Source organism: Xanthobacter sp. BG11Y11_SDJG, from assembly GCF_057364445.1.
In genome coordinates this window covers 1-3,572 of the sequence record NZ_JBNFNU010000416.1, presented here as the reverse complement: position 1 = coordinate 3,572, position 3,572 = coordinate 1, and the positions used below count along the sequence as shown (strand labels likewise).

At 72.1% G+C, this 3,572-nt stretch carries 3 protein-coding genes and 1 pseudogene; 1 reads left to right on the top strand and 3 read right to left on the bottom strand.

What is annotated here, in order from left to right:
• The 3 genes from AC2W7M_RS21970 to purD all read right to left on the bottom strand — a co-directional run.
• On the bottom strand, positions 1–639 hold a 639-nt coding region (locus AC2W7M_RS21970), incomplete at its 3' end, for a DUF1214 domain-containing protein (RefSeq protein WP_486134909.1).
• A gap of 134 nt (positions 640–773) precedes the next feature.
• Positions 774–1,205, bottom strand: a complete 432-nt coding sequence (locus AC2W7M_RS21965; protein ID WP_486134908.1) for an acyl-CoA thioesterase — start codon at positions 1,203–1,205, stop codon at positions 774–776.
• Positions 1,206–1,236: 31 nt separating this feature from the next.
• On the bottom strand, positions 1,237–2,502 hold the full coding sequence (purD, locus tag AC2W7M_RS21960; protein WP_486134906.1) for a phosphoribosylamine--glycine ligase: 1,266 nt from the start codon (positions 2,500–2,502) through the stop codon (positions 1,237–1,239).
• Positions 2,503–2,638: 136 nt separating this feature from the next.
• On the opposite strand from purD, the pseudogene xseA reads away from it, so the two are divergent.
• Positions 2,639–3,572 (top strand): annotated as a pseudogene (gene xseA, locus AC2W7M_RS21955) (exodeoxyribonuclease VII large subunit); the annotation flags it as partial.

The following is a 3,572-nucleotide window of genomic DNA, read 5'->3' as shown; positions in this document are numbered from 1 at the left end:
CCCCGAGCGCCGCCGCAGGGGGCCGGGCGTCGGGCAGGCGGTCGCGGATGGGCGTCTCCCGCTCACGGGCAGCCCCTCCTGCACGATGTGCGGCAGCGGCATGGCGTCGCCCGCGCCGGAGGCGAAGGAGAACGGCGCATCATACAGGCGCAGCACCACCTTTACCCGGCTGCGCGCACCGGTGGGCAGCCAGTTGCCGGAGCGCGCGCGCGGCGACAGGCGCACGTCGATGGCGCCCTGGTCGGTATAGACCGCCTCGGCGCTGGTGAGGCCGTAGCGCCCGGCATCGTTGGGGATCAGCCGGCCGTCCGCATCCATGAGCGTCAGCGTCCACAGCCGCGCCTGCGGCAGCACGCCGGAGAGGCGCGTCACACAGCGCCCGTCGATCGGCCGGCCTTCATCGTCCGTGCTGGCGAGGAAGAGCAGGCCGTCGGCCAATTCGATGGGCAGTTCGCCGGAGCGGGCGAGGGCGGCGCGGGCATAGGGATCCGCCTTCACCGTGCCGGCGCGAGGCCAGCTCTCCCAGGCGCCGGAGCGCACCACGTCGAGCCCGCGGCTCTCGCTGACGGCAAACCACGTCACGCCGAGCCCCAGCACGGTGGCGGCAAGCAGGGTGAAGGCGAGCGGCAGCAGGCGCACCGGGCAAATTCCACACCGCGGCCGAACGCGCCGCCGCGCCTTGATAAAGCAAAACGGCCGGCCAGGAAAAGGCGGGGCGCGTGGCTGCGGCCGACCGGCGTCGGGGGCGGGCGCGTCCCGTTACCGTTCGCGCCTCAGCCGAGGGTGCCGAGGCGCTCGGCCACCTCAGGCGGGAAGGGCGTCGAGCGGCGGGTCTGCCGGTCCACCAGGACCATCACGGTCTCGGCGGTGGCGACGCATGTTGCGCCCTGATACAGGGCCTGGCCCAGCGTCACCGAGCTGCGGCCAACCTTGAGCACGCGGGTGCCCACTTTCACCTCGCCGGGCCACATCACCTCGGCCCGGAAGTCGAGCACGATGCGCGCCAGCGAGAAGAAGGCGCCTTCGGGCGCCATCGCGCGGTCGCCGACCCGCAGGAGCTGTGTGCGCCCGGTCTCCAGATAGGTGGAGATCACGGCGTTGTTGACATGGCCCAGCATGTCGGTGTCGCCGAAGCGGATGGTGTCGAAGGCCTGCACCGGAAAGCTGTCGAGGGTCGGCAGGGGCGGCTTCTCGCGGTCGGTCACGGCAGGGCTCCGGTCGGGCTGAGGGCGGCGGTCAGGACGGGCGGCCGAGCACGCGCCAGCCGATATCCTTGCGGAAGAAGCCTTCCGGCCAGTCGATCTGGGTGATGGCGTCATAGGTGCGCGCCCGCGCTTCCGCCAAGGTGCGCCCGCTGCCGGTGACGTTGAGCACGCGGCCGCCGTTGGAGACGAGGTTCGCGCCCTTGAGGCGGGTTCCCGCCTGGAACACGAGGACACCCTCATGGGCGCGGGCCGCGTCGAGCCCGCCGATGACGCTGCCGGTCTGGTGCGGGCCGGGATAGCCGCGGCTGGCATAGACCACGGTCATGGCGGAGAGCGGGAACCAGGCGGGCGTGACCTCGGCGAGCCGTCCGGTGGCGGTGGCGTAGAGCACCTCCAGGAGGTCGCCGGCATAGCGCGGCATCAGCACCTGGCACTCGGGATCGCCGAAGCGGCAATTGTACTCCACCAGCTTCGGCCCCTCGGCCGTGAGCATGAGGCCGGCATAGAGCACGCCGCGATAGGGCGTGCCGGCGGCGACCATGGCTTTCGCGGTGGGCACCAGGATCTCGGCGATGGCCCGCGCCTCCAGTTCCGGCGTCAGGACCGGGGCGGGGGAATAGGCGCCCATGCCGCCGGTATTGGGGCCGAGGTCGCCGTCATAGGCGCGCTTGTGGTCCTGGGCGCTGCCGAAGGGGACCACGGTCTCGCCGTCGACGAGGGCGAACAGGCTCGCCTCCTCGCCTTCCATGAACTCCTCGATCAGCACCTCGGCGCCGCCCGCGGCGAAGACCTGGGCGATGGCGTCGGTCGCCTCCTCCACCGTGAGGGCCACCACCACGCCCTTGCCGGCCATCAGCCCGTCCGCCTTCACGACGATGGGCGCGCCCTGATCCTTTACGTAGCGGCAGGCGGCCTCGGCGTCCGAGAACCGGCCGAAGGCGGCGGTGGGGATGCCGTTGGCCTTGCACAATTCCTTGGTGAAGAGCTTGGAGCCCTCCAGCCGGGCGGCCGCGGCGGTGGGGCCGAAGGCGGGGATGCCCGCGGCGTCGAGGCGGTCCACCAGGCCCGCCACCAGCGGCGCCTCGGGGCCGACCACCACGAAGCCGATGGCGTGGTCGCGGCAGAAGGCCACCAGCGAGTCATGGGCGGACAGGGGAATGCCCTCCACCAGGTCCGCATGCTCGGCGATGCCGGGATTCCCGGGCGCAGCGTAGAACTGGCCCATGGATGGGCTCTGCGCCAGCTTCCACGCCAGCGCGTGCTCCCGCCCCCCCGAACCGAGCAGCAAAACGTTCATGCCCCGCATTCTCCTTCTTCTTGCCCCATTGGCTATCGGCTCGCGCGCCCGGCGACAACCCCCATGGCTCTGCGCTCGCCGCATGGGGGCTGTCCCCGTTATGCTCGCCTGACCGCAATCGAGGCGCCCCGATTCGATGGCCGACCACCCGGATACCCGCGTCAACGCCCCCGAATGGAGCGTCTCCGAACTGTCCGCCGCGCTCCGCCGCACGGTGGAGGACGCCTACGGCCATGTGCGGGTGCGCGGTGAAATTTCCGGCTATCGCGGCCCCCATTCCTCAGGCCACGCTTATTTCAGCCTGAAGGACCAAGGCGCGCGGCTCGACGCGGTGATCTGGAAGGGCACCTTCGCGCGCCTGCGCCTGCGGCCGGAAGAGGGGCTGGAAGTGGTCGCCACCGGGCGGCTCACCACCTATCCCGGCAAGTCCGGCTACCAGATCGTCATCGAGGCGCTGGAGTTCGCGGGCGCCGGGGCGATCATGGCCATGCTGGAGGAGCGCAAGCTGCGCCTCCAGGCGGAAGGCCTGTTCGACCCGGCGCGCAAGAAGGCGCTGCCCTATCTGCCGCGCGTCATCGGCGTCGTCACCTCGCCCACGGGGGCGGTGATCCGCGACATTCTGCACCGCCTCGCCGACCGGTTCCCGCGCGATGTTCTGGTGTGGCCCGTGCGGGTGCAGGGCGAGACCAGCGCCGCCGAGGTCGCCGCCGCCATTCGCGGCTTCAACGCTCTGGCCGAAAGCGGGCCGGTGCCGCGTCCGGACGTGATCGTGGTGGCGCGCGGCGGCGGCTCGCTGGAGGATCTCCTGGGCTTCTCCGAGGAGATCGTGGTGCGCGCGGCGGCGGAAAGCGCCATCCCGCTGGTCTCGGCCGTGGGCCACGAGACCGACGTGACGCTGATCGACTTCGCCGCCGACCTGCGCGCCCCCACCCCCACCGCCGCCGCCGAGCTGGTGGTGCCGGTGCGCTCGGACCTGATCGCCCAGGTGGAGGGGCTCGGCGCGGCGCCTTGCCGCCGCGCCGGTGCGGCTTCAGGAGCGCCGCCGCCGCCGATCTGCGCGCGCTGGCGCG

What these genes read in the sequence shown, in the direction of transcription:
- purD (WP_486134906.1), bottom strand. Translation starts at nt 2,502, where the DNA reads ATGAACGTTTTGCTGCTCGGTTCGGGGGGGCGGGAGCACGCGCTGGCG.